Raw genomic sequence first — 19,334 nt, forward strand, 5'->3', positions numbered from 1 at the left:
GCTGTTAGGGTCAAACGGGTTTGCGGCTGACGACGCAAGAGAGCACTAGGAGGGCACGGCCACGTGAACCGAGCAGTCATGTTGCGGTTCGCCGCATGCGGGATCATCGGACTCGGAGCCGCCCTGCTGATTGCCGCGCTGCTGTTGTCGACGTACACCACCAGCAGGATCACCAAGATCCCGCTCAACCTCGACACCACGCTGGTCAGCGACGGCACCGGAACCGCCCTCGACTCCGCGTCGCTGTCGACCGATCACGTCGTCGTCAACCAGAACGTGCCGCTGGTGTCCCAGCAGCAGGTCAGCGTCGAGTCCCCCGCGAACGCCGACGTGGTCACGCTGCAGGTCGGAAGCTCGGTGCGGCGCACCGACAAGCAGAAGGACAGCGGCCTGCTGCTCGCGATCGTCGACACCGTCACGCTCAACCGCAAGACGGCGCTGGCCGTCTCCGACGACACCCACGCCGGCGGCTCGGTCCAGAAGCCGCGCGCCTTCAACGACGAGAACCCGCCGACCGCGATGCCGCTGCGGCACGACGGCCTGGCCTACCGGTTCCCGTTCCACACCGAGAAGAAGACGTACCCCTACTTCGACCCGATCGCGCAGAAGCCGTTCGACGTCAACTACGACAGCCAAGAGGACGTCAACGGCCTGACGACCTACAAGTTCACCCAGAACATCGGCTACAACGCCGACGGCAAGCTGGTGGCCCCGGTGGCGTACCCGTCGCTGCTGGCGGGCAACGAGGACGCCAAGCAGACCACGTCCGCGTCGATGTGGGGTGTCCAGGGCGGTGACCCGAACGAGCAGATCACCATGACCCGCTACTACGCGGCGCAGCGCACCTTCTGGGTGGACCCCGTGTCGGGCACCATCGTCAAGCAGACCGAACACGCCAACCACTACTTCGCCCGCGATCCGCTCAAGCCGGAGCTGACGCTGGCCGACTACAAGGTCACCTCCAACCAGGACACCGTCGAATCGCAGGTGAACGCCGCCCGCGACGAGCGCGACCGGCTGTCGCTGTGGTCGCGGGTGCTGCCGATCACCTTCACCGCGGTCGGTCTGATCGCCCTGGTCGGCGGCGGCCTGCTCGCCTCGTTCAGCCTGCGCACCGAGAGCGCGCTGACCGATCCCGGCCTGGACCGCGGGGATCAGGACTTCTTCGGCCGCAGCGGGCTCGAGGAGCCGGTGCCCGGCGCCGAGGCCGAGACCGAAAAGCTGCCGACCCAGCGCCCCGCTTCGCGCGATGATCCCGAGGCGCCCACGTTGGGCGCCGACGAGCCGCCCGATGCGGGGCCGCCGCCCGAGCCCACCAGCCCACCCGAACGGGAGTAGCCTGCCGCGTGCGCTGGACCCGGCCCGGCTACGCGTTGGTCCTGGCGCTGCTGGTGGTCGGGCCGCTGCTCAAGCCCGGTTACCTGCTGCTGCGCGACGCCGTTTCCACGCCGCGCTCGTACCTCTCCGACACCGCGCTGGGGTTGACGGCGGCGCCGCGGGCCACGCCGCAGGACTTCGCGGTGGCGCTCGCCTCGCACGTGCTGGACGGCGGCGTCGTGGTCAAGGCGCTGCTGGTGCTGGGCCTCTGGCTCGCGGGGTGGGGTGCGGCCCGGCTGGTCGCGACGGCGCTGCCCGACGCGGGCGTGCCCGGGGAGCTGGTCGCCAGCACCCTGGCGATCTGGAACCCCTACGTCGCCGAGCGGCTGCTGCAGGGCCACTGGAGCCTGCTGCTCGGCTACGGCTGCCTGCCCTGGGTCGCGGCGGCGATGCTGCGGCTGCGGGCGTCGTCGTCCTCGTTCTTCGGGCTGGCGTTCTGGATCGCGCTGGCCGGGCTGACGCCGACCGGTCTGCTGCTCGCCGCGGCGGTCGGGCTGGTGTGCGTGGCCGCCCCGGGGACGGGCCGGTCCCGGCCGCTGTGCGCCGCGGCGGCGCCGGCCGCCGCGCTGGTGGCCGCGCTGCCGTGGCTCACCGCGTCGGCCCTGGGCGCGTCGCTGGCCCCCCACGCGGCGGCGAACACGCTTGGGGTGACCGCGTTCGCGCCGCGCGCCGAGCCGGGTCTCGGCACGCTGGGCAGCCTCGCCAGCCTCGGTGGCATCTGGAACGGCGAGGCCGTGCCGATCTCGCGGACCACGCTGTTCGCGGTGGCGTCGGCCGTCGTGCTGCTGGGCGCGGTGGCGGCCGGGCTGCCGGCCGCGGTGCGCCGCCCGGCGGTGCGACCGCTGCTGGTGTTGGCGGCGGCGGCCGTGCTGGTGCCGGTCGCGCTGGCGACCGGCCCCGGTTTGCACCTGCTGGGCGCGTTGGTCGACGCCACGCCGGCGTTCGGGGTGTTGCGGGACGGGCAGAAGTGGGTGGCGCTGGCCGTGCCGGGCTACGCGCTGGCGGGGGCGGGGGCGGTGGTGACGCTGCGCCGGTGGGTGTGGCCGGCTGTCGTGGCGCCGGTGTGCTGCCTCGCCCTGGTCGTCGCGCTGCCGGACCTGGCCTGGGGCGTGTGGGGCCAGCTGTCGCCGGTGCGGTATCCGAGCGGGTGGGCCGCGGTGGCCGCCGCGATCAACCAACGGCCCGGGCCGGTGGCGGTGTTGCCGGCCGGCACCATGCGGCTCTACACCTGGTCGGGCCGCGCGCCGGTGTTGGACCCGTTGCCGCGCTGGGTGCGCGCCGACGTGCTGAGCACCGGCGACCTGGTGATCTCGGGGACCGTCATCCCGGGCGAGGGCAATCGCGCCCGCGCGGTGCAGCAGTTGCTGCTCGCCGGGCCCAACGCGTCCGCCCTGGCCCCGGCCGGGGTGGCGTGGCTGGTCGTGGAGTCGGACACCGCCGGCGACATGGGGGTCTCGGCCCGCACCCTCTCCGCGCTGACGCCGGTCTACCGCGACGACGGGCTCGCGCTCTATCGCATCGGCGGAGAGGCGGCCGGGGTGTCCGCAGGCGCGCGGACGGTGACGCTGATCGCGCACCTGGCGTGGCTGGCGGCGCTGCTGGCGGGCGGTGCCGGCGCGGCGGTCGGCGGGTGGCGGCGCCGGTCAGCCCCGGCCGCTGACTAGGCCGCTCACCGGGTGGCCCGCCCGCACCGCCTCGAGGACGGTGCGCATCGCGTCGGCGCTTTGCCGCCACGAGAATTCACCGCTGCGGGTGTGCGCCTTGGCGCCGAGCTGTTCGCGCAGCACCGGGTCGGAAAGCAGCTCCTCGAGACGATCCACCAGCTCGGCGTGGGTGTCCACCAAGATGCCGGTCACCTCGTCGACGATCGAGTCGGACAGGCCCCCCGAGGAGCGGTAGCCGATGGTCGGCACCCGGTGCTGGGCCGCCTCGACGACCGCCAGGCCCCAGCCCTCCTTGCGCGAGGGCAGCAGCTGCACCCAAGAGCTCTGCAGCACATGGTGTTTGGTCATGTCGTCGACGTGGCCGTGGAACGTCACCGCGTCGGAGATGCCGAGCCGGCGGACGTGGTCCACCAGCCGCTGGCGCCACCACCCGTCGCCGACGATGTCGAGGTGCAGACCCGGGATGCGCGGCCGCAGCCGCGCGACGGCCTCCAGCGCGTCCTCGATCTGCTTGTGCGGCACCAGCCGCGACAGCACCACCACCCGCGGCGCGGCGGCGCGCGGGCCGGACAGCGATCGCGCCGGCGCCTCGTCGAGGCCGTTGCGCACCACCGCGATTCGCGCGTTGTCGACGCCGAGGGTGACCAGGTCGCGCGCCGACGGCAGCGACACCGTGACGTACTGGTTGCGCCGGTTCAGCCGCGGCGACAGCGTCGACTCGACGAACCAGCCGAACCGGCCGAGCACCGGCCCGGCCACCGGCCACTGCTCGCGGTGGCAGTGGTGCACCAGCACCACCACCCGCCGGCCGTACACCAGGCGGGCGAGGAACGGCAGGCCGTTCTGGGTGTCGACGACGACATCGGGCCGCACCCGACGCAGCGGTCCAAGCCCCAGCCGCGCCGCGGCCATCGCGAGCAGGGCCCAGACGTAGACGGAGTAGCGGCCGCCGGCGCGGTCGATGCGGACGCCGTCGACCACCTCACGGCGGGGCGCGCCCGGGTATCGGGCGGTGCGCAGGGTGACGGCGATGCCCGACGCGGCCAGCTGCGCGCCGATGCGCTGCAAGTAGGCCTCGCTGCCGCCGCCCTGGGGATGGCCGGTATCGCGCCAGCACAGCAGGAGCACGGAGCGCAGATCGGACATCACTGGTCAGCCTAGCTTGCGGGCCGGTGCGGGCTCGGGGCTGCGTAGGGTTGGCCGGTGGCCGCGACCCGGCATCCGACCCAAGTCTTCGCTCGGCGGGCGACCCTGCCCCGCGCCCTGCGACTGCTCTCCGAATTCCGCTTCGAGCAGTCGGACCCGGCCCGGTTCTACGGTGCGCTGGCGGCCGACACCGCCGCGATGGTGAGCGACCTGTGGCTGGGCGCGCGCGGCGAGCCGCCGGCGGGCCGCACCCTGCTCGACGTCGGCGGCGGGCCCGGCTACTTCTCGGCCGCCTTCGCCGATGCCGGGATCCGCTACGTGGGCGTCGAACCCGACCCGAGCGAGATGCACGCGGCCGGCCCCCGGACCGCCGGGGGTGCCGGGAACTTCGTGCGCGCCTCGGGCATGGCGTTGCCGTTCGCCGACGACTCGGTGGACATCTGCCTGGCGTCCAACGTCGCCGAGCACGTGCCGCGGCCGTGGCAGCTCGGCGCCGAGATGCTGCGGGTGACCAAGCCCGGCGGCCTGGCCGTGCTCTCCTACACCGTCTGGTTGGGCCCGTTCGGCGGGCACGAGATGGGCCTGACCCACTACCTCGGCGGCCCCCGCGCCGCCGCCCGGTACGCCCGCAAACACGGGCATCCGGCCAAAAACAACTACGGGTCGTCGTTGTTCGCCGTGTCCGCGGCCGACGGCCTGACGTGGGCCGCGAGCACCGGGGCGGCGGTGGCCGCATTTCCCCGCTACCACCCCCGATGGGCGTGGTGGCTGACCGGCGTACCGGTGCTGCGCGAATTCGGCGTGAGCAATCTGGTGCTGGTCCTGCAACCCCAATAGTGAAACGTGTTCTCGTTTTGCGTCGGCTTGGGTAGGGTGGCGCCATGCGCGCCGACGACGATGCAGCGCGCAGCAATGAGGAGGAGCGGCGCTAGATGAGCGACACCAAGACTGCGGCCACGACCGAATACGACAAACTTTTCATCGGCGGCAAGTGGACGGAACCGTCCAGCGCCGACGTCATCGAGGTGCACTGCCCGGCCACGGGCGAGTACATCGGCAAGACTCCCCTGGCGGCGGCGGCCGACGTCGACGCCGCGGTGGCCGCGGCCCGTGCGGCGTTCGACAGCGGCCCCTGGCCGACGACGCCGCCGAAGGAGCGTGCGGCCGTCATCGCCAAGGCGCTCACGCTGATGGAGGAACGCAAAGAGCAGTTCACCGCCGTCCTCGCGGGCGAGACGGGCCAGCCGCCCACAGGCATCGAGACGATGCACTGGATGAGCTCGATCGGCGCGCTCAACTTCTTCGCCGGCCCCGCGGTGGACCAGGTCAAGTGGCGGGACATTCGCAACGGCGGCTACGGGCAGAGCATCGTCTACCGCGAGCCGATCGGCGTGGTGGGCGCGATCGTCGCGTGGAACGTGCCGCTCTTCCTGGCCGTCAACAAACTGGGCCCGGCGCTGCTCGCCGGCTGCACGGTGGTGCTCAAGCCGGCCGCCGAAACCCCCTTGAGCGCAAACCTTTTGGCCGAGGTGTTCGCCGAGGCCGGGCTGCCCGAGGGCGTGCTTTCGGTGGTGCCCGGCGGCATCGAGACCGGGCAGGCGCTGACCTCCAACCCACACGTCGACCTCTTCTCCTTCACCGGCAGCTCGGCCGTCGGCAAGGAGATCGGCCGCCGCGCCGCGGAGATGCTCAAGCCGTGCACCCTGGAACTGGGCGGCAAGTCGGCAGCCATCCTGCTCGACGACGTCGACCTGGCCGCCGCCATCCCGATGCTCGTCTTCTCCGGGATCATGAACACCGGGCAGGCCTGTGTGGCCCAGACCCGCATCCTCGCTCCGCGGTCGCGGTACGACGAAATCGTCGACGCCGTCAGCAATTTCATGCAAATGCTGCCGGTAGGCCTGCCGTCCGACCCGGCCGCCCAGATCGGGTCGCTGATCTCGGAGAAGCAGCGCGCCCGCGTCGAGGGTTACATCGCCAAGGGCATCGAGGAGGGCGCGCGGCTGGTCTGCGGCGGCGGCCGGCCGGAGGGGCTCGACAGCGGCTTCTTCGTGCAGCCCACGGTGTTCGCCGACGTCGACAACAAGATGACGATCGCCCAGGAGGAGATCTTCGGGCCGGTGCTGAGCATCATTGGATACGACACCGAGGACGACGCGATCAAGATCGCCAACGACTCGGCGTACGGGTTGGCCGGCAGCGTGTGGACCACCGACATCCAGCGGGGCATCGAGGTCTCGGAGAAGATCCGCACGGGGACCTACGGGATCAACTGGTACGCCTTCGACCCGTGCTGCCCGTTCGGCGGCTACAAGAACTCCGGCATCGGCCGCGAGAACGGCCCCGAGGGCGTGGAGCACTTCACCCAGCAGAAGAGCGTCCTGATGCCGATGGGCCACACGATCGAGGGCTGACGCCTGGCGTTTCGGCCGCGCCGGCGGCCAAATTATGCAAAATAGCATAGAAAATCGTTAGTTACGCCCCGGTAAACCGCGCGCCCAGACGGCCCTTGCGGGCATTTACGGTGCTTCAGCGCTTACTTAGGGAATATATTTGCTTACTGGACCGATGTCTTATATGCTTCTAAGCATAATCACGGGCGGCGCTAAGGCCGGGAGAGAATCATGTGGATCATCGAGCTGAACATCGGCGGCTATCAATTCACCCGCGAGATGCCCGACCTCAAGCGCCGGACTTTCCGCTTTAACCCGCGCAGCATGCATTGGCCGGCGCTTCGGCATTCGCACGCTGCGTGACGTTAGCCATGGGAGGCACGAGAGTGGCGACCACGAGCGAAGCAGTGCAGGACCTCACCCCGACGAAGCGCGGCGGCACACGCAAGAAGATGCTGGCCAGCGCCGCCGAGGTGATGCGTGAACGCGGCGCCGCCGGGGTGACCATCGACGCGGTGCTCGCCCGCAGCGGCGCGCCGCGCGGCTCCGTCTACTACCACTTCCCCGACGGCCGCAACCAGATCCTGATCGAGGCGCTGCGCTATTCCGGTGACTCCATCACCGCGATGATCGACGACGCCGTCGACCAGGGCGCCCGGGTGCTGCTGGGCAAGTTCGTCGAGTTCTGGGAGCGCCTGCTGACCGAGGGCGGCTTCAACGCCGGCTGCCCGGTGGTGGCCGCGGCGATCGGCTCGGATGACACCGATCCCAAGCTTTCCGAGGAGGCCGGCGCCATCCTGGGCCGCTGGTGCGCCGCGTTGACCCGGGCGTTCACTCACGACGGCTTCGACGAGCCGTGCGCCGCATCACTGGCCATGATGTCGGTCGCCGCCCTGGAGGGCGCCATTGTGCTGTCCCGTTCGAGCGGCAGCATCGATCCGCTGCGCCAGGTCGGCGATCAGCTCGAATTCCTGATCAAGGCAAGGGAATTCGTGCTCCGCAACAACATCGGCGAGTAACGCCTCAGTCGCTGGCCGGCAGCGGCTTGACCTCCTTGAGCTGCAGCGCGGTCTGACCGACGCTCAGGCTGCCCGCGCCCGGTTTGGTCACCAGCACCTCGGCGCCGGTCTCGTCGACGTAGCGCTTGCCCATCACGGTGCCGGCGGCGAAGGCCGGGTCCAACTCGCCCGACCGCTCGCCGCCTATCGGCACCATCGGCACACCGCCACAACGCAAGTCGTCGAGGCTGTCGGCGCTCCTGACGACGATCACCTGCGTGTCACACACCTGGCTGGCCAGGCGGGTTCCGTTCTTGATCATGCGCGTAGCCCTTCCAGCGTCTCGATGATCTCCCGGCGAAGTACCTTGCCGGTGGGGGTTGTGGGCAGCTCGTCGCGAAACACCACTCGGTCCGGGGTTCGCGACCCGCGCAAGCTTTTACGGACATGCTCGCGCAATTCCTCGGGGTCCGGTTCCGCGCCGGGGCGGGGCACCACCACCGCGACGATCGCCTGGCCCCACTGCGGATCCTCGACGCCGACCACGGCGACGTCGCGCACGTGCGGATGCTCGACCAAGACTTCTTCGAGCTCGGCGGGGGCGATGTTCTCGCCGCCGCGGATGATCGTGTCGTCGCTGCGCCCGCCGATGAACAAGTAGCCTTCCTCGTCCAGCATGGCGATGTCTTTGGTTGGGAACCAACCGTTTTCGTCGAGCACCGAACCGATCCCGGTGTAGCGTCCGGACACCTGCTCACCGCGGACGAACAGCTCGCCGGTTTCGCCGGGGGAGAGCACATTGCCGTCCTCATCGCGAATCTCGATCTCGATGCCCGGCACGGGCCGCCCGACCGACGCCAACCGCCGGGCGGCCTCGGGCGTGGACGCATCCTGCGCCGCCCGGTGGTCGTCGGGGGTCAGCACCGCGATGGTCGAGCTCGTCTCGGTCAGCCCGTAGGCGTTGACGAAGCCCACCTCCGGCAACAGTTCCAGTGCCCGGCGCACCAGCGGCAGCCCCACCTTCGAACCGCCGTAGGCGAGGTTGCGCAGCGACGGCAGCTCGTGGCCGTCGGCCTCCAGCGCGGCGACGATGCGGTCCAGCATGGTGGGCACCACCGTCGCGGTGGTCACGTTCTCCGCGTTGATCAGCCGAACCCATTCCTGCGCTTCGAAATTCGGCAGGTACACCATTTTGCGGCCGGCGTACAGGTTCGACAGCGCGGCGCCCACCCCGGCGATGTGATAGGGCGGCACGCAGATCAGCGCGGCGTCGCTCTCGGCGGCCGATTCGAACTCCACCGTGCCGGTCACATAGCTGGTGAGGTTGTTGTGCGACAGTTCGACGGCCTTGGGCTGCGACGTGGTGCCCGAGGTGAACAGCACGATCGCGACCGAGTCCGGGTCGGGAAATTCCGCGGCCGGCTCGTTGTCGCGCGCGGCCGCCAGGAACTCGTCGGTGGTCATCAGCCGGCCCGCGGCGTCGCCGACCATGTCCCGGTAGCGGCCGTCGACGATCACCAGCGGTTCGGGCAGGCGATCGATGAGCGCCTGGATGCCGTCGGCCGACAGCCGGTAATTGATCGGGGTGAAGGCCACCCCGGCGCGCGCGGCCGCGAAGATCAGCACCGGCAGCGCCGCGCCGCCGGTGCCCACGTAGACCACGTGCTTGGCGTTCGATTCCGCGATGACCCCGGCGCCGCCGTCGGCGAGATCGCTGAGCTGCTGGGTGGTCAGCCGCAGGTCACCGGAGACAACCGCCGTGCGATGGGGATTGCTCGACGCCGCCATCTCCAGCAGCAACGAAATACTCACGCTTGCACTCCGGTATCAACGCGTTACAAAGCTGGCCAAAAGTGTCATGCCCGACTGTAGTTTAACCACGCCGAGGCCGGGCCGCGGACCGCGGCCTCAGCTGCCCGTCCAGCGCGGCGGACGCTTCTCGGCGAAGGCGATCGCCCCCTCCTTGGCGTCGTTGGACGAGAACACCGGGGCCAGCAGCTTGTTCTGCTGGGCGAACATCTCCTCGGGGCTCCAGCCGCGCGATTCGACGATGATCCGCTTGGTGGCGGCCACCGCGAGCGGCCCGTTGGCCGCGATCCGCTCGGCGAGCGCGATGGCCTCGTCGAGCGCCTTGCCGGGCTCGGCCAGCACGTTGACCAATCCCAGCTCGTGCGCCCGCTCGGCCGGCAGGTTGTCACCGGTGAGAGCAAGCTCCATGGCGATGGCCGACGGGATGCGCTGCGGCAGCCGCAGCAGGCCGCCGCCGCCGGCGACCAGTCCGCGCTTGACCTCCGGGATACCGAAGGCCGAGTCCTTGGACGCGACGATCAGGTCGGTGGCCAGCGCCAACTCGGTGCCGCCGGCCAGGGCGTAGCCCTCGACGGCCGCGATGAGCGGTTTGACGGGCGGACGCTCGGTGAAGCCCATGCCGCGACCCTCGACGATCGGCAGCTCGCCGCGCGCGAAGGCCTTGAGGTCCATGCCCGCGCAGAACGAACCGCCGGCGCCGGTGAGGATGCCCACCGAGAGGCCCGGATCGCCGTCGAGCCGGTCGACGGCCTCGGCGAGGCCGTTGGCCACCGCGGCGTTGACCGCATTCTTGGCCTTCGGCCGGTTGATCGTGATGATCAGGATCCGGTCCCGCTGTTCAACCAGGACTTCGGGTTCGTTGGCTTCTTCGCTCACGGTGCTCCCACAGCTTCATTGGATAGGGACGGCTGCTGTGATGTTAGCGGTCGGTTAGAACGCCATTGACGCCAGGCGAGAGTGGCATTTCCGACGACGCGCCGGTCAGGCCGGCGCCATCGCCGCTTCGACAACGGTGAGTTCCTCGGAAAGCCCTGCGGCCCTGCGTATTTCGATGAAATCGGCGACCATGGCCTCGGTCACCTCGTGCGGGTCCTTGAGCGTGGCGCCGTCGGACAGCACGGAGATGTTGAGCTGATCGACGTAGCTCCACACGGTGATGTTCAGCCCGCTGCCGGCGGTCAACGGACCCACCGAATAGATCTCGGTGACCAGCGCGCCACCCACCCGGCCGCGCTGTCGCGGCCCGGGCACGTTGGAGATGTTCAGGTTGAGGATCTTGTTGTGCCCGTCCCGGCCGGAGGCCCACCGGAAGAACGCCTGGGTGGGGGCGGGCGGCATGTAGGCCGCCCAGCGGCTGACCAGCTCCGGCCCCATCAGCTGGTTGCTCTCCTTGGCGGCGATGGCGTTCTCGTGGCTGCACCGCACCCGCTCCAGCGGATCGTCGGAATCGGTGGGCAGCCCCACCAGCACGCCGGTGAAGCGGTTCCCGGAGATCCGGTCGGGCGAGAAGTCGTAACTCATCGGCACCGACGCCAGCAGGGGTTCGGCCTGGCCGTCGTAGCGCAGCAGCAGCGTCCGCAGCGCCCCGGCCGACATGGCGAGCACCATGTCGTTGATCGTCGCGCCCAGCCGCTTGCCGGTCTCCTTCACGTCGGCCAGCGCCAGGGTGGCGGTGGCGAACCTGCGCTCGGGGGTGATCTTGTGGTTGATGAAACTCGGTGGCGGCTCGAACGGCCGGCTCAGCTCCGGGGACAGCTTGCGGGAGCTGCGCCGGACCCGGCCGAGCCCCTGGGCGGTGTAGCGGATGGTCCCGGGGATCCGTCCGACGTGGCGCAGGTGATCGGCGAACGCCGAACTCATCAGCTGCCGGGTGGTGGGCGCCGGATCGCACACGTACGGGCCGCCCTCCGGCCCCGGCTGCAGGTCCATGCCGCGGGCCAGCAGGTTGGCCGACGCGACGCCGTCGGCGAGCGCGTGGTGGATCTTGCCGACCACCGCGATGCGGTTGTTGGCGAGGCCCTCGACGAAGTACATCTCCCACAACGGGCGGCTGCGGTCCAACGGCGTGCTCGCGATGCGCCCGATGGCCTCGTCCAGCTCGCGCCGCCCGCCCGGCGCCGGCAGCCGCAGCGGCCGGATGTGGTAGGAGAGGTCCACCTCGCAGTTCTCCCGCCACATCGGATGGTGTAGCTGCAACGGTATTTCGACCAGCTGGTAGCAGAACGGCTCGAGCTTGTTCAGCCGGCCACGGATGACCTCGCGGAACGTGTCGATGTCGAAGTCATGCCGATCGGGATCCAGCTCGACCACAGCGGCTTTGATGGTGTGCATGTGCACGTTCGGCGTTTCGCTGTACAGCAGAACCGCGTCCCACCCGCTGAGCCGTTTCACCCCTGCCCCTTACCCATAGAGGGACCATACTCAGCGGCGGCAGTTCAGATAACCTCTTTGGCCGCGTTCGTCTTGGTGCGATAGACCTGGTTGAGGAACAGCGACGCCGCGTGCGCCGCGGCGCCCGCCCGCTCCCCGTCGATGAGGTCGTACCCGTGGCCCGCGCCGGGCAGCTCCAGGTAGCCGACCATTGAGTGCGAGACCGCGCGCATCCGGTCGACGAAGCTGCGCGCCTGCTCGACGGGGATGACACTGTCCCGGCTGCCGTGAATCACCAAGAACGGCGGGGCATTTCGGTGCACGCGCGCCATCGGCGACGCGTCGCGGAACACCTCGGGGTGACGGTCCATCCGCTTGCGGACGACCACGCGCTCGAGGAAGTCGACGAACCGGTCCCGTTCCGGAGTCGAGCGGTCCTCCCAGTCGTAGCGGCCGTAGATGCCGACCACGGCGTCCACCGAGGTGTTGGCGCCTTCGGGCAGCTTCGCGTGGTACTGCGCGTCGTCGGGGGTGAGCCCGGCCAGCGCGGACAGGTGGCCGCCGGCCGAACAGCCCGCCACCGCGACGAAATTGCGGTCACCGCCGAACTTGTCGACGTTTGCCCGGGCCCACGCGATCGCCGTCTTGACGTCGACGATGTGGCGCGGCCAGCGGTGGTGCGGGGCGACGCGGTAGTCGATCGCCAGGCAGACCCAGCCCTGCTCGGCCAGCCGCGACATCAGGGCGGAGCCCTGCCCCATGCACCTGCCGTGCACCCAGGCGCCGCCGGGCACGAAGATCAGCACCGGCGCGGGCTGCGCGGGCAGGTCCTTGCGGCGCCAGACGTCGAGCACCTGCGCGGGGTGGTCGCCATAGTGGACCGCGCGACGGTGCAGGTAGCGGCGCTGGCGCAACCCGTCCCAGATCGGCGGCGTGCGCAGCGCGGCCGGCCACTCCAGTTCGAGGTCCGCGGCGGACACGATGCCGCGCAGGGCCGCGACGGACACGTCCTGCAGGCTCGCCCCGTCCTGGGGCCGGGCGGCGTCGCCGTCCGAGGGCTGCCGCTCCTTGCGTCCGGAAAGGAAGTCGTTCGCGTGCCGGGCTCCCCAGATACCCATCGCGGTCAGTCCGCCCAGGGGCTCGAGGTGTTTACCGACCACCGGCAGCGAAGCGCTCGCGACGCTCAAGGCCAGCGCGTAGTCGCCGGGACGGGCCCGCAGCAACCATTTCGCGCACGAACTCATAGTCGGCCTCCTTGCCGTCGTGTGAGGGCAGCGTACCCCCGGCCCCAGTTCCGAAACTGACGTTTGGGTCGACGCGACGGCCGGCGCGGGAAAGGCGGCCGGACCGGGATTGCCGTGCGTTGATTCGACCTGGTCTCCGCGCCGACAACATTTGCCAGTCAACGGCGGGGCGCCGGTCGCGACACGCTCACCTGGCGGCCAGGCACGCGATCACCCGGCCGCCGATCAGCCGGCAACCGGTCAGCGTCAGGCCGACCTGCGCGGCGAGCGCCGCGGCGCTGTCCACGCCGACCGACGCCCACCGGAACCAGGGCCCGACCTCGCGCGCGGACTCCAGCCGCACCCAGCGCGAACGGACGCCGATGTCCTCGGCGTCGAACTCGGCCACGCAGCGCCCGCCCCGCGCCAACAGCTCGGTCGCCCGCCCCAGGATGCGGCGCGGGTCTCCGCCAAGGCCGACGTTGCCGTCGACCAGCAGCACCGTCTGCCAGAGCCCCATCGCGGGCAGCGGGTCGAACACGTCACCCAGCAGGACCGGCGCGCCGCCGCGGCCCGCGAGCCGGATCGCGGCCACCGAGCGGTCGATGCCCAGGGCCGGTATCCCCCGCTGGATCAGCCGGGCCACCAACCGGCCCGGCCCACAACCCAATTCGATGGTCGGCCCGGTGCACATCTGCGTGACGGCTTCGTCGAAGTCTTCGTCGAAGGCGTCACCAGATCCATCACCGGGACACACGTCATCCGGACATCGCACGCCCAACCAGCGGTGCGCCGGCAGCGGCCGCAGCTCGCCGTCGTCGTGACGGATCCAACATCGCTCGCCGCCGAGTGCCCGATCGTAGAGATGACCCAGCATTCACGTCCCTCGCGTCCTGCCCCACCGGGCGGCCCGCGCTCGGTCCCGGCCCGGGACGTTGCGACGACGAACTAGCAACAGCTGCACGCTGACACACGCTCGTCAGCATTGCTTCGATACCCCGATCTTCGATCGGTTAATCCAAGGGTTCTCACGCATCAGCCGTCGAACAGGAAGGCGTCCAGCACGTCATTCACCCGGGCGGGATCCTCGAGCGCCGCCAGGTGTGCGATCCCGTCGAGCACTCGGAAGGCCGCGCCGGGGATCGACTCGGCCATGGCCCGGGTCTCCGCGACCGGGAACGTGGCGTCCTCCGCGCCGGCGACCACCAGGACGGGCACCGTGATCGTTCGCAGCAGGGCGTGCTGGTCGGGCCGGGCGGGCACCACGCTGCGGACCGCCCATCGCGCCGATTCGATGTTGACCGCCCGCAGGTTCGCGCGCACGGCCTCGACCACGTCGGGCCGGGTGCGCAGCGTCGTCGGGCCGACGAAGGCGCGCAGCGCCGACCGCGTCAGGGGCGGCCGGATCCCGCCCAGCAGCGCCGCCACGCGGAGCATGGCCGCGTACTTCGCCTTCTGAACGGCACCGGCTTTCGACGCCGTGCAGTTCATCAGGACGGCGCGGTGCGCGCGGTCGGGATAGTGGGCCGCGAAGGTGGCGCCGATCATGCCGCCCCACGAATTGCCGACGAAGTGGGCGCGGTCGATGCCGAGCCCGTCCAACAGGTCGACGACGCAGCGGGCGCAGTCGGCGAAGGTGAAGCCCGCCCGGAGGGGCTCGCTGCCGCCGTGGCCGGGCGGGTCGATGAGCACCAGGCGGTGGGCCTCGCCGAAGCGCGCGGCCTGGCCGGCCCACAGGTCCCCGGTCATCAGCAGGCTGGGCCACAGCAGCACGGCGGCGCCGGTGCCGGGGGTGACCTGCACGCGAATCTTGCCGAGCCCGGTGTCGACGAACCGCGGATTCAGCCGCGGGGCGTTTCCGCTCACGTTGCCTCCCGGTATCACTGATACCAGGTTTCGCCCGTGAGGCGTCGGGGATACTGATGCGGTGCCGCACACCGAAGTTCATCCTGACCTGCAGCGGATCGCCCGTTTCGCCCCCCGCCGCCTGGTCGGTCGCCGGACCCTGCCGATCATGCGGGCCAGCATGGCGTTGCGCGAACGCCTGGGCAGGCCCGCCCGTGACGTTGAAGTGATCACCCTGGGTTCGGGGGCCGGCGTCCGGCTCTTCCGGCCGACGGGTCTGGCCGAGCCGTCCCCGGCGCTGCTGTGGATCCACGGCGGCGGGTACGTGATCGGCACGGCAAAGCAGGACGACCGGCTCTGCAGCAAGTTCAGCCGGCGGCTGGGCATCATCGTCGCGTCGGTGGAATACCGCCTGGCACCGGAGCATCCGTATCCCGCGCCGCTTCAGGACTGCTATTCGGCGTTGACGTGGCTGGCCGGGCTGCCGTCCGTGGACCGCTACCGGGTGGCGATCGGCGGCGCGAGCGCCGGCGGCGGGCTGGCCGCGGCGCTGGCCCTGCTGGCCCGAGACCGTGCCGAGGTCAGCCCCGCGTTTCAGCTGCTGACCTATCCCATGCTCGACGACCGCAGCTCGGCCACCGGCCGCAGTCCGAACTACCGGCTGTGGGACAACCGCAGCAACGAGTTCGGTTGGTCGGCGTACCTCGGCGACGCCGACCCGCGGGTGGCGGTGCCGGGGCGGCGCGAAGACCTCAGCGGCCTGCCGCCGGCCTGGATCGGGGTCGGCACGCATGACCTGTTCCACGACGAGGACCTGGCCTACGCCGAACGCCTGACCGCCGCCGGGGTGCCGTGCCAGGTCGAGACCGTTCCGGGCGCCTTCCACGGCTTCGACCTCGTCGTGCCCAAAGCGCAAGTGTCGCAGCGGTTTTTCGACAGCCAATGCGGCAGTCTGCGCGCGGCGCTCGCCCTCGCGGCGTGATCGCCGGTCACATCGCGAAGTAAACGAGCTCGCCGCCGATGACGGTGGCCGCCACCATGCCGGCGTCGAGCTCGGCCAGCGCCGTGTCCGGGGGCTCGCTCAGCACGCAGAGGTCCGCCGGCTCACCGACCGCGACCGTGCGCGGCTGGCCCGGCCGGTCCGGCCGGCCCAGGAACATCGTCAAAGCCGTTCGGGCGGAAACACATTCGTTCGCATTGAGCACGGCACCGCCGGGGGTGGTGCGGTGGACGGCGGCGCGCATGGCCGTCCAGGGGTCGCCGTGACCGAACGGCATGTCGGTGGAAAAAGCCACCGGCACCGCGGCTTTCGACAGGGAGGCGACCCGCCAAAGCGCAGGATGCTCGGCGGCGGGAACGTCCGCGAGGTAGTGATCGCCGCGCTCGGCCACGAAATTGGGCTGGGTCACCACGGTGACGCCGAGCTCGGCCAGGTCGGCCACGTTGTCGTCGGGCACCACGGCCGCGTGCTCGATGCGGTCCCGCGGATGGCCGCCGGCCGCCCGCAGTGCCGCGATGGTGACGACCAGTTGGGCGGCGGTCACGCAGTGCACGGCGACCGGCCGGTCCTCCCGGTGGTGCCCGGCGATCCAGTCCGCCAGGCCGTCCAGGTCGAGGCGGTCGTCGTGCAGGATCTTCTTGCCCGGGGACAGGAAGCTCGGCCGCGGCCGAAACTCGCCGCGCCGGTGCGCCACCATCAGCGACACCATGTCATCGGCGTCGAGATCGGGGGTGGCGTCCGTGACGCCGGTGACACCGGTCGCGGTGATGCGCCGGCCGAGTTCGGCCAGGTCGCTTTCGCGCCGCTGCAAAAGGTCCGACCAGCCGTGGTCCGCGCTGCGCAGGCGCCCATCGGGATGGTCGGCCAGCCCGACGCGGCCCAACGCCTCAGAGTTGAGGATCCACAGCGCACCGCTGCGATGCTGGATGCGCACCGGGACGCGCCGAACCATCGCGTCGAGGGCGGCGCGGTCCAGGTCGCCGGCCACCGATTCGTGGTAGCCGACGGCGCGGATCCACCCGTCGGGTCCCGGCGTGGCATTCGACAACAGTTGAGTCAGTTCGGTTTTGGTGCTGACCCCGGGCGGGCCGACGAAGAACGAATCCAGCGCGGAGGCGGCCGAGCGCACGTGCACGTGGTGGTCGTGCAGGCCGGGCAGCACGAGTCCCCCGCCGGCGTAGAGCACGCCCTCGCCGTGCTCGGCCACCAGGGTCTCACCCATTTCGTCGATCCGCTCGCCGACCCTGATGTCGGTGGTCGTCCCGTCCATCAGGGTTGCGCGCCGAATCAGCATGGGCTACAGGCCCGTTCGGATATCAACCGGCGCACGGCGTCGTTGTCGGCACCCAGCCGAGCCGCCGGCCGGGCCGCCGGCGGGACCGGCGGGGGCGGCGCCGGCCCGTTCGCGACCGACGCTTGCGTGGGCACCGCCGCGTAGCCGGCGGCGACGGCGGCCATCGAGATCTCGATCAGTTCGCCGCCGCCGCGGCCCAGCGATTCGGCGACCGCCCGGGTGGCGTCCAGCCCCGTCAGCGGATCGGCGATGGCGTCGCCGCAGAACACCGGCCCGCCGGCGGCGGCGCCGACCAGCCCGCCGGCCACCGCGGCGTCGTCGCCGAACGCGGGTCGGCCGTCCTCTTCATGGCCGTTGATGCGCAACCAGATTCGCCCCGCCCGCGGCTCGATCTGGTCCGGCCCAAGCCCCCGCCGGGTCAGCGCCGCGGGGCGCGAGCCCTCGATCACGACGTCGGCCGCGGCGAGCAACGCGCGCAACTCGTCGGCCTGCGCATCGAAATCCAGGCAATACGAGAGCTTTTCACCGTTCATCCAGTCGAAGAACGCCGGGTTGCCCGCCCGGGTGCCGTCCGGGCGCGCCGGGCTCTCGACCTTGACGACGGTCGCTCCGGCGCGCGCCAGCAGCTGTCCGCACAGCGGGCCCGCCCACATGGACGACAGGTCGGCGACCAGCAGGCCGCCGGCGTCGCGGGCCGGCCCACGGACGCCCGATGGTCGCATCCGCGGCGCCGCGGCCGCCGCTTCGCCCAGAGCCGCCGCGGGGATGTCGAGCAGGGCCGCGCGCTCGAGGATCGCCGAGCGCGGTTGCGTTGCGGCCCAGTGCCTCAGCGTCGGCCAGGGGTCATCGGGAACGTCATCGGTTTGCACCAGCGCGGGGACCAGCGCGGCGTCGTCGGGGCGTGACAACGTGATCGCGCACCAGCCGTCGGCGGCGACCAGCAATCGGGTGGCGCCGCCGGCGGACACCCGGCCGCCGCGGGTGAGGCCCAGCAATGCGGCCCGCCCGGCCAGCAGTCCGGCGGCGTCGACGGTGATGCCCAAGCGCCCGCCGGCGGCCGCGGCCACCCGCCCGGCGCGGGTCAGCACGCCGGCGCGGGAGAAGTCGGGCGGCCCGTCCGGCAGACCGGTCAGGTAGGCCAGCCCGCTACTGCCCCACATCGACGCGGCCGAGCTCACGCCCCCCATTGTGCTCGCGGGTCTCCTCAGAACTGCAGCGCCCTGAATCGCCAGTCCAACACCGCGCGATCCGGTTCGCCGACGGCGTAGACGAGCGACCGCAGCCCGAGCACGCCCCCGTGGGCGGTCGGCTCGGCGGATTCGACGTGCAGCTCGCTGTACAACGTGTCGCCCTCGTGCACCGGGCCGGTGTGGTCGCAGGACTGCCAGCCCAGCACCGTCACCAGATTGGGAAGCAGCCTGCTCGCCTGCGCGAGGGCCAGCCCGATGGTATGGCCGCCGTACACCAGTCGACCGCCCGCGACGCGCGAATCATGATGTGTCGCGGCGATATTCAGGGTCAGCCGGGCGAGCTCGGGGGCGCCGCTGACGACGTCGCCGGTGCTGTGCAGCACCGCGCCGGCCAGACCGGGGTCGAAGTGCGGACCGGGCACCTTGTCGCGGAACGCCGCGCCGTCCCACGTCGCCGTCGGGTCGGCCGCGGGGCCGGGCGCGTCGGTGCCGATGGCGGACAGGTCGTCGGGCGGCGCGGCGTCGGCCGCGGGCCGCCAATCGGGGCTGGTGGGCAACATGCCGCATCGGTAGAAGTCGAGCACCAACCGGTCGTCCTGGTCGACGGTGGTCATCCGCAGCGCCGCCAGTCCGGTCGGCGCCCGGCCCGGCTTTGGCGAATTGGGTCGCAGCCCAACCACTTCCGTGCGGGTATGGATGGAATCGCCGATCACCGGAAACCGGTGGAACACCAGCCCGCGATAGAACAGGTTGGCCTTGACCCGCTGGGTGGCCAGCGTCGACTGCCCGATCGCCACGTCGCACACCAGCGCCGGATGCGCCAGCGGGGCGGGCAGGCCGGTGACGGCCGCGCACAGGTTGGCGTCCAGCGCGAGCCGCAGCCGATCGCCCACGATCGCCTGGTGGGCGGCGGCCAATCCCGACGACAGCGTCGCCGCCGGCGCCCAGTCGAAGACCTGACCGACCGAAAGGTCGTCGAAGTAGGGCCCGCCCTCCCGTACACGCGCATAGGTCACGGGGCCAAT

At 71.1% G+C, this 19,334-nt stretch carries 18 protein-coding genes; 7 read left to right on the forward strand and 11 right to left on the reverse strand.

The window, feature by feature from the left end; translation table 11 throughout:
• Positions 1–63: 63 nt before the first annotated feature.
• Both A5730_RS23105 and A5730_RS23110 read left to right on the forward strand, forming a co-directional pair.
• Positions 64–1,338: a DUF3068 domain-containing protein gene (locus A5730_RS23105; RefSeq protein ID WP_197506328.1), complete on the forward strand. Its 1,275-nt coding sequence runs from the start codon at positions 64–66 to the stop codon at positions 1,336–1,338.
• A gap of 8 nt (positions 1,339–1,346) precedes the next feature.
• Entirely contained in the window at positions 1,347–3,041 is a 1,695-nt protein-coding gene (locus A5730_RS23110) for a hypothetical protein (RefSeq protein WP_067905681.1), read from the forward strand.
• On the opposite strand, the gene A5730_RS23115 is transcribed toward A5730_RS23110, so the two are convergent.
• The gene (locus A5730_RS23115) at positions 3,021–4,187 is read right to left on the reverse strand and encodes a glycosyltransferase family 4 protein (RefSeq protein ID WP_067905682.1); all 1,167 of its coding nucleotides are present in this window, start codon (positions 4,185–4,187) and stop codon (positions 3,021–3,023) included. The genes A5730_RS23110 and A5730_RS23115 overlap by 21 nt on opposite strands.
• Positions 4,188–4,244: 57 nt before the next feature.
• On the opposite strand from A5730_RS23115, the gene A5730_RS23120 reads away from it, so the two are divergent.
• From A5730_RS23120 to A5730_RS23130, 4 genes are all read left to right on the forward strand, one after another.
• A complete protein-coding gene (locus tag A5730_RS23120; RefSeq protein WP_067905683.1) occupies positions 4,245–5,024 on the forward strand; it encodes a class I SAM-dependent methyltransferase in 780 nt (259 codons plus the stop codon).
• A gap of 95 nt (positions 5,025–5,119) precedes the next feature.
• Positions 5,120–6,601 (forward strand): aldehyde dehydrogenase, encoded by a 1,482-nt coding sequence (locus A5730_RS23125; protein WP_067905684.1) that lies wholly within the window; start codon positions 5,120–5,122, stop codon positions 6,599–6,601.
• A gap of 210 nt (positions 6,602–6,811) precedes the next feature.
• The gene (locus tag A5730_RS25320) at positions 6,812–6,943 is read left to right on the forward strand and encodes a hypothetical protein (protein ID WP_255353617.1); all 132 of its coding nucleotides are present in this window, start codon (positions 6,812–6,814) and stop codon (positions 6,941–6,943) included.
• An 89-nt stretch (positions 6,944–7,032) separates the two neighbouring features.
• Positions 7,033–7,599, forward strand: a complete 567-nt coding sequence (locus A5730_RS23130; RefSeq protein WP_055404545.1) for a TetR/AcrR family transcriptional regulator — start codon at positions 7,033–7,035, stop codon at positions 7,597–7,599.
• A gap of 4 nt (positions 7,600–7,603) precedes the next feature.
• Here A5730_RS23130 and A5730_RS23135 read toward each other — a convergent pair whose 3' ends face one another.
• The 7 genes from A5730_RS23135 to A5730_RS23165 form a co-directional block, all read right to left on the reverse strand.
• A complete protein-coding gene (locus tag A5730_RS23135) occupies positions 7,604–7,900 on the reverse strand; it encodes a hypothetical protein (protein ID WP_067905686.1) in 297 nt (98 codons plus the stop codon).
• Positions 7,897–9,390, reverse strand: coding sequence for a class I adenylate-forming enzyme family protein (locus A5730_RS23140; protein WP_067905688.1), 1,494 nt, complete (start codon positions 9,388–9,390; stop codon positions 7,897–7,899). Before A5730_RS23140 ends, A5730_RS23135 begins: the two co-directional genes overlap by 4 nt.
• 96 nt (positions 9,391–9,486) lie before the next feature.
• Positions 9,487–10,263 carry a crotonase/enoyl-CoA hydratase family protein gene (locus tag A5730_RS23145; RefSeq protein WP_067905690.1) on the reverse strand — a complete coding sequence of 259 codons (777 nt, stop codon included), beginning with the start codon at positions 10,261–10,263 and terminating at the stop codon, positions 9,487–9,489.
• A gap of 105 nt (positions 10,264–10,368) precedes the next feature.
• A complete protein-coding gene (locus A5730_RS23150; protein ID WP_067905692.1) occupies positions 10,369–11,778 on the reverse strand; it encodes a wax ester/triacylglycerol synthase family O-acyltransferase in 1,410 nt (469 codons plus the stop codon).
• 44 nt (positions 11,779–11,822) lie between these two features.
• A complete protein-coding gene (locus A5730_RS23155; protein ID WP_067905694.1) occupies positions 11,823–13,001 on the reverse strand; it encodes an alpha/beta hydrolase in 1,179 nt (392 codons plus the stop codon).
• Positions 13,002–13,188: 187 nt separating this feature from the next.
• Positions 13,189–13,857, reverse strand: a complete 669-nt coding sequence (locus tag A5730_RS23160; RefSeq protein WP_067905695.1) for an SAM-dependent methyltransferase — start codon at positions 13,855–13,857, stop codon at positions 13,189–13,191.
• 158 nt (positions 13,858–14,015) lie between these two features.
• Positions 14,016–14,846, reverse strand: a complete 831-nt coding sequence (locus tag A5730_RS23165) for an alpha/beta fold hydrolase (RefSeq protein ID WP_197506329.1) — start codon at positions 14,844–14,846, stop codon at positions 14,016–14,018.
• Between the two features lie 61 nt (positions 14,847–14,907).
• Between A5730_RS23165 and A5730_RS23170 the strand changes: the two genes are divergently transcribed.
• Positions 14,908–15,807 (forward strand): alpha/beta hydrolase, encoded by a 900-nt coding sequence (locus A5730_RS23170; RefSeq protein ID WP_067905697.1) that lies wholly within the window; start codon positions 14,908–14,910, stop codon positions 15,805–15,807.
• Positions 15,808–15,814: 7 nt separating this feature from the next.
• Here the strand turns inward: A5730_RS23170 and A5730_RS23175 are convergent, their stop codons facing one another.
• Genes A5730_RS23175 through A5730_RS23185 form a run of 3 tightly spaced genes read right to left on the reverse strand, consistent with a single transcriptional unit; the run spans position 15,815 to position 19,325 of the window.
• A complete protein-coding gene (locus A5730_RS23175; protein ID WP_067905699.1) occupies positions 15,815–17,119 on the reverse strand; it encodes an amidohydrolase family protein in 1,305 nt (434 codons plus the stop codon).
• Complete coding sequence (locus A5730_RS23180; RefSeq protein WP_067905701.1) at positions 17,113–18,306, reverse strand: CoA transferase; 1,194 nt, start codon at positions 18,304–18,306, stop codon at positions 17,113–17,115. The genes A5730_RS23175 and A5730_RS23180 overlap by 7 nt, the downstream gene beginning before the upstream one ends.
• A gap of 17 nt (positions 18,307–18,323) precedes the next feature.
• Positions 18,324–19,325, reverse strand: coding sequence for a MaoC family dehydratase (locus A5730_RS23185; protein WP_231994779.1), 1,002 nt, complete (start codon positions 19,323–19,325; stop codon positions 18,324–18,326).
• Positions 19,326–19,334: the final 9 nt, after the last annotated feature.

Source organism: Mycobacterium sp. ACS4054 (genome assembly GCF_001667275.1).
In the GTDB taxonomy this organism is placed as follows: Bacteria; Actinomycetota; Actinomycetes; order Mycobacteriales; family Mycobacteriaceae; genus Mycobacterium.